Annotated in this window: 8 protein-coding genes; all 8 read left to right on the top strand. The window is 29.4% G+C overall.

What is annotated here, in order from left to right:
- Positions 1 to 662 (top strand): hypothetical protein (locus tag ABD730_RS02570; protein WP_344712336.1); only part of this gene is annotated, 662 nt, incomplete at its 5' end.
- 151 nt (positions 663 to 813) lie between these two features.
- Complete coding sequence (locus tag ABD730_RS02575; protein ID WP_233900543.1) at positions 814 to 1554, top strand: hypothetical protein; 741 nt, start codon at positions 814 to 816, stop codon at positions 1552 to 1554.
- 243 nt (positions 1555 to 1797) lie between these two features.
- Positions 1798 to 2409 carry a hypothetical protein gene (locus tag ABD730_RS02580; protein WP_344712339.1) on the top strand — a complete coding sequence of 204 codons (612 nt, stop codon included), beginning with the start codon at positions 1798 to 1800 and terminating at the stop codon, positions 2407 to 2409.
- Between the two features lie 224 nt (positions 2410 to 2633).
- Entirely contained in the window at positions 2634 to 2876 is a 243-nt protein-coding gene (locus ABD730_RS02585) for a hypothetical protein (RefSeq protein ID WP_344712341.1), read from the top strand.
- The gene (locus ABD730_RS02590; RefSeq protein WP_344712343.1) at positions 2867 to 3184 is read left to right on the top strand and encodes a type II toxin-antitoxin system RelE/ParE family toxin; all 318 of its coding nucleotides are present in this window, start codon (positions 2867 to 2869) and stop codon (positions 3182 to 3184) included. The genes ABD730_RS02585 and ABD730_RS02590 overlap by 10 nt, the downstream gene beginning before the upstream one ends.
- Before the next feature lie 161 nt (positions 3185 to 3345).
- Positions 3346 to 4104: a hypothetical protein gene (locus ABD730_RS02595; RefSeq protein WP_344712345.1), complete on the top strand. Its 759-nt coding sequence runs from the start codon at positions 3346 to 3348 to the stop codon at positions 4102 to 4104.
- 540 nt (positions 4105 to 4644) lie between these two features.
- Complete coding sequence (locus ABD730_RS02600) at positions 4645 to 5145, top strand: hypothetical protein (RefSeq protein WP_344712347.1); 501 nt, start codon at positions 4645 to 4647, stop codon at positions 5143 to 5145.
- Positions 5146 to 5291: 146 nt separating this feature from the next.
- Positions 5292 to 5822: a DUF695 domain-containing protein gene (locus ABD730_RS02605; RefSeq protein WP_344712349.1), complete on the top strand. Its 531-nt coding sequence runs from the start codon at positions 5292 to 5294 to the stop codon at positions 5820 to 5822.
- Positions 5823 to 6118: the final 296 nt, after the last annotated feature.

Consider the following 6118-nt stretch of genomic DNA (forward strand, 5'->3'; position numbering starts at 1 on the left):
TTTTATTTGCTAACTTACTCGCTTATAACACGCAACAAATCATATACGAGACCGTTGGCAACAAGCTAAAAATGAAACACACATTGAACATATTGCTTCTGATTTTAACTTTGTTTTCGTGTAAAAACCAATCAAACTCTGAATTAAAAAAAGTAGAATTAAAAGCGGAAATTGTTAAAACTGAAAAAGAGGAATCAAAAGACGTTAATAAACTGAAAACTATTCCAAACGATTTACGAAAATTTGGTGTTTTTGACTTTTTTGACTCTGATGAAATTATGAGAATTTGGAGATTTCCAGAAGGTGGAGCTGTATTTGAGGAATTAATAGAAATAAAACGAAATGGAAAAGAATGGAGTTCTATTCGATATACATATCTACTGGACGAATATATTGAGAAACCTGAATATCAAAAAATCAGAAAAAAACAAACTCTGAAATTAAAGAAAGAACAAATTCTCAAATTTATCAATAAGGAGCTATTGCTAGAAAACATAAAGCCAAGTAAAGAAGACCAAATTTGCCTTTGTGATATATATTTAGGAGAATATCGACTTAATAATGAACAAAATTATTTTGAATTCTTTTTAGGAGAAAAAGGAAATAATAATATTTCAAAAGTCAATTTAATGAAATTCCTGGATGAAATAATATCTGAATAAAGCCTGTTGCCAACACCGTGTATAATTAATTGCTATTTACGTCTTTACTTGCGAAAATTCCTGCGGAATTTTCTCGGGTTCGTAAAAGTTTGCTAAATTAGTTGCTTAACCACGCAACTAACCATACACAAACACGTTGTAACCAATTAAAATGAACGAAGAAATAAAATCAAATCTTGAATACTTATTCAACATTAATTATAATAATATAAAGTCAATTTCTTTAGAAAAAATAATTGATAACATAATAATTGAAGAAGCTGAAACTTATGTAATTAATTTAGATGGTTCAGTTACAAAAGGTTTAGATAAAATTGAGAAAACAAAATTGCTTAATGCAAAAAATAATTCTGAATTAATTACTGCCTTTGAAAGTGTGAAGAAAATGAAATTTAATGAAAAGGAAATCATCTCTGAATTTAAAACTGATATATTAAATTCTATTACAGAATTGAAAAATAAAATTGACTCTGAAAACAAAGGCTTCAAAAATCAGATAATATTTTTAGAATATGATTATGAACCTCGTGCCTATTTTTGTGGTTTTGGAAAAGGAGAATATCCAATTTTAAAAAAACCTGAATATTTTGAATTTAACTTTAGAGAAGAATTATATGCTGGAATCGGAAAAGTAGATTATAGTAAAATTTGGAAAAAACTAACATCAATAAACAAGATTTTGGAAGATTTAGATATAGACCAGTTAGTTTGGGAATCTGAACTGTATCAAAATTTACTAAATTCTGTAAAATTCAAAACATATTTATTTCTTCATAAAGCTTTTGAGGAAATTGGAATTAAATCATTTAAAGGAATTGAAATTGAAAAACCTTTAATGATATATGGAAATGAACACGATTGTGAATCAATTAATATTTATAGTTACGAATAAAATAACTGGTTACAACAATGGCTATAAGTAATTGCTCGTTCTCGCCTACTTCTGAAAATCCTCGCGGATTTTCAGTTTGGTGTGTACTTGCAAAGTTAAGTGCTAACCCACGCAACTACTCATAGCCGAGACCGTTGTAAGCAATTTGAGAAAACTCGTTACTCAACCAAAAACATAGTTCACTCATTATGACTTTTACAGAAAAATTAGATAGATTAATTTTGAGAAACTAAAGAACTAAAAATGAAATTCCTGATTACACTTTCTCTTATTCTCTTTTCTCTTCTCACTTTTGGACAAGACCTGACCGAAATAAAATCATCATTGGAAAAACTAAAGATTGACGAAAATGGTTCTTACGAATCTGGTAAATATTACTACAATCCTGATAATGCTGATATAACAGAAATAAAAAAAGAAACTCTGAATAAAGTACTGCCAAATTATGATATTTATAGTGTATTTTTAGAAGGTTATTTAGGTTGGCACAATATAAGTACTCAATGTTTGGTATTACGTAATTCTGAAAATGGAGAATTAAAAATTATTGACCCAATTTGGAGCAAAGGAATAAGTTCTGAAGTAGTTAAAATGATAATTGGATATGAGTTTGAGAATAAAAAAGAACTTCAACTATGCGTTTTTGAATTACAAGACATTTTACTCATTGGCTCTGAACATAATAAAGATTTTAAAAATACAGTTTTTAGCGAAAATAAAATCACTATTGATTTATATGATTCATATAAAGAAGAAAGAGTATGGAGAAAAATTGAAATCGGAATTAATAAAAATACGATTGAATTTCTAACTTCAACAAATCCAATAACAAAAGAAAAACGAACAATTAAATAATTAAAAACTGCTTACAACACCGTATATAATTTATTGCTGGCTTCTCGCCTACTTACGAAAATCCTCGCGGATTTTCTATTCGGTTTTTATTTGTTAACTTAGTTGCTTAACCACGCAACAAACCATATACAAACACGTTGGCAACAAGCCGAAAAAAAATTAGACAATCATAAAAAACAACCAAAATTGATATTTTTGTATCTTTGATAAAAAGACAAAAGGAAATGGATTTAGAAGCAAGAAAAATATCATTTGTTCAAGAATTTTTAAGACTTCAAAATGAGGAAATCGTTAGTGGACTTGAAAAATTATTACGCAAAAGAAAAGCTGAATTGACTGAAAAAAACTTCAAGCCAATGACAATGGAGCAATATAATGCAGAAATTGACCAAGCAATGGAAGACTCAAAAAATGGACGAATGATAAAAGCAACGGATTTAAAGGCTAAAATCCAAAAATGGAATTAGAAGTTTATTGGTTAGAGTTTGCGGAAAACAAACTTGAGGATATTTACAGCTATTATTTAATCAAAGCAAGTAAAAGAGTCGCTGAAAATTTAGTTAATGGAATCGTTGAGTCAACTATTGGTATTGAAAAGCAACCAGAAATTGGACAAGTTGAAACCAGCTTGGAACATAGAAAACAAGAATTTCGATATTTAGTTTTTAAGAATTATAAAATAGTTTATTGGATAAATTATGACTTTAGACGTATCGAAATCGTGAATGTTTTTGACACAAGACAAGATCCTGATAAAATGAACGAAATTCAATAAAAAGCCAGTTGCCAACAATGGCTATAAGTAATTGCTTGTTCTCGCCTATTTCTGAAAATCTTCGCGGATTTTCAGTTTGGTGTGTACTTGCAAAGTTAAGTGATAAACCACGCAACTACTCATAGCCGAAACCGTTGGCAGTAATTTAAGAAAAAATGGAAATGAATGAACTTTTTAGATTATTTCATAAACAAGTAAAAGAAAGAATATCTAAATATATTCGATTTTACTCTTTTGGAGAAGATAGTATTAGGTATGATTTCTATCATACAGCGCTAAACTTCTATAACCTCAAACCAACTGATTTAATACTTGAACAAGCTATTCCTCAAACACAATTCACAGAAAAAAAAAGAGATAAAAAGAATCAGAAACAAGGTCGACATAAAGACAAGCCCGAATATGATTTACGAATTGACGCAAATTCTTCCTTAAAAAATGGAATATTAGCTGAATTTGCTTTCTTTAGACAAACTGAAATATCCAATAGTCAAGATAGGACAGCAAGACACGGAAAATTATTAAATGAAATTCACCGATTAGCATTACTCAAACATTTTAATAATCAGGACAATAATCCAATCTACAAAGATTTCACAAATTATAAATGCTTATTAATTTGCGTTACTGATAGTGAGATGATTAACTACGGAAGAAACGAAAGAGGAAGAAAAGCTGAACCTATTCAAAAAGAATATCAATTATCTGAAGAATATTTAGCTGATTTTCCCGACACGATAAGGAAAGCAATAGATGAGAAATTTTCGAAACAAATAAAAAAATTTAATATAATACCAACAGCAAAACTTATTTTTGAACAAAATGAAATAGCAAATAACGAAACCCCAAATTGGGTAACTTGGATTTGGGAAGTTGACTTTAAAAACAAAAAAACTACTGCCAACACCGTGTATAATTAATGGCTAATTCTAGCTTACTTACGAAAATCCTCGCGGATTTTCTATTCGGTTTATATTTGCTAAATTAGGTGCTTAACAACGCCACTAATCATACACAAACACGTTGCCAGTAATTTAAACTCACTCGAAACCTGAACAAAATATGATATGGAATCGCATTACGGAATTTTATGATGACCTATTCCAATATCATTATGAAAAGCAGAAAAAATTCGGTTCTGACCCAGAAGTTTTTCCTATTTCTATGATTTCGTTTTGCCAAGGAACTAATTTTCTGATTTTGCTAATTGTGATATATTTTATGACTGACTTGAATTCACTTGTCGGAACAAAATTTCTTCCGTATTCAATTTTTGGTCTGTATATAATATTTATTGGAATGAATTTTTATAGATACACAATAAAAAACGGAACTGAAAAAATCATAAAGCGTAATAAAACGATTGATAAAAAAATGAAATGGTATAGCCGAATATATTTATTAATATCAATTTGGTTTCCATTGTTTTTAATATATTTCTTTAATGAAATTTATTAGAATTGGCTTTATTAAGAGAGCTAAATAATTACAATGTGAATAACAAAAACAGAAAAACACGGCTGAATATAGGAAACCCAAAAAATGGTTGGATTCCGATTGAATTTAGTTCTACGGATTTTAAATTAGAATTTATTGCATCTAATATTCCAGTAAACCCGACTAACAAACTCTGCGAATCTCTGATTTTATCACTAAATGGAATTAACACGGAAATATGCTGGAATTTGGAACCTGAATGTTATTTCTTTGAACTTAAACCAAGCGAAAATAAAATTACTCTCTTTATTTCAAAAAGTGGTGGAATAACAGAAAACAAAAATGTTATTTATGAAATGACGACAGATTTTGAGTCTGTGATTTTACCGATGTATCGGAGTTTAAAAAAATTTAGTACATTAGAATTTAATGAAATTGATTGGACAAAAATTGACAAAACAAAATTGGATAAATTAACGGAATTAGTAACTGAAAGAAAAAACTACTGGCAACACCGTATATAATTTATTGCTAGTTCTAGCCTACTTACGAAAATCCTCGCGGATTTTCTATTCGGTTTTTATTTGCTAAATTACGTGCTAAACTACGCAACAAACCATATACAAACACGTTGGCGTTAATTTGAGAAAACCGAACAGAAATTAAAATTATGGGATTTTTTGACAATCTATTTAAGAAAAAAAACGAATCAAATTCATCGGAATTAATAACTGAAATTCCCGAAANATTTAAGAAAAAAAACGAATCAAATTCATCGGAATTAATAACTGAAATTCCCGAAAGTTGGAGTGTTTCGACTGGAGAAAATAATGGAAAACCAATGTTTGTGCGGAAAAACGTTGCGTGCGACAAAATAGCTGGAAATAAAAATTATTCAACGAATTGCGGAATTGCTTTCAAAATGTTATCGCCGAATGCTGACGGATTACCTGACATTGAAAACGAACCTGAATTGGATAATCTCGAAGACGATATATTTGACTTTTTAGAATCGGACTTAAATTCAATTGTTCCAATTACTATTACGACTTCTGGATTTCGAGAATTTGTAATTTACACAAAAGATTTAGCGGAATTTAATGTGAGATTAGAAAAATTAAGAAAGAAATATCCGAAATATGAACTTACGACTTATAATAAAACTGACCAAAATTGGAATACTTATAAATCGTTTAAATAAAAAAACTAACGCCAACACCGTATATAAAAAATTGCTGGTGTTGTGCTAAAACAAAGGTCTTTGCACGTTTGCTACGTCTGAATTTCCTTCGGAAATTCCTCGCACGCAAACCCGCAACTTTCCATATACAAACACGTTGGCAAACATTTTGCGCGTGCCAACAATTTCAAGGCTTTTACGAAATTCTGTGCTTACTTGCTTCAGAAAAATACGTTGGAATTTAAATCTGAACGTTAAAAAATATTACACTGGAATTTCTTACTCTTGCGGAACTTTACGCACGAATTTCGACTTAC

Source organism: Winogradskyella damuponensis, from assembly GCF_039538385.1.
Taxonomy (GTDB): Bacteria; Bacteroidota; Bacteroidia; order Flavobacteriales; family Flavobacteriaceae; genus Winogradskyella; species Winogradskyella damuponensis.

Excerpts from the sequence above, each read along its gene's own strand:
- ABD730_RS02575 (WP_233900543.1), top strand. The coding sequence starts at position 814 with ATGAACGAAGAAATAAAATCAAATCTTGAATACTTATTCAACATTAAT.
- ABD730_RS02585 (WP_344712341.1), top strand. The coding sequence starts at position 2,634 with ATGGATTTAGAAGCAAGAAAAATATCATTTGTTCAAGAATTTTTAAGA.
- ABD730_RS02580 (WP_344712339.1), top strand. The coding sequence starts at position 1,798 with ATGAAATTCCTGATTACACTTTCTCTTATTCTCTTTTCTCTTCTCACT.
- ABD730_RS02590 (WP_344712343.1), top strand. The coding sequence starts at position 2,867 with ATGGAATTAGAAGTTTATTGGTTAGAGTTTGCGGAAAACAAACTTGAG.
- ABD730_RS02595 (WP_344712345.1), top strand. The coding sequence starts at position 3,346 with ATGAATGAACTTTTTAGATTATTTCATAAACAAGTAAAAGAAAGAATA.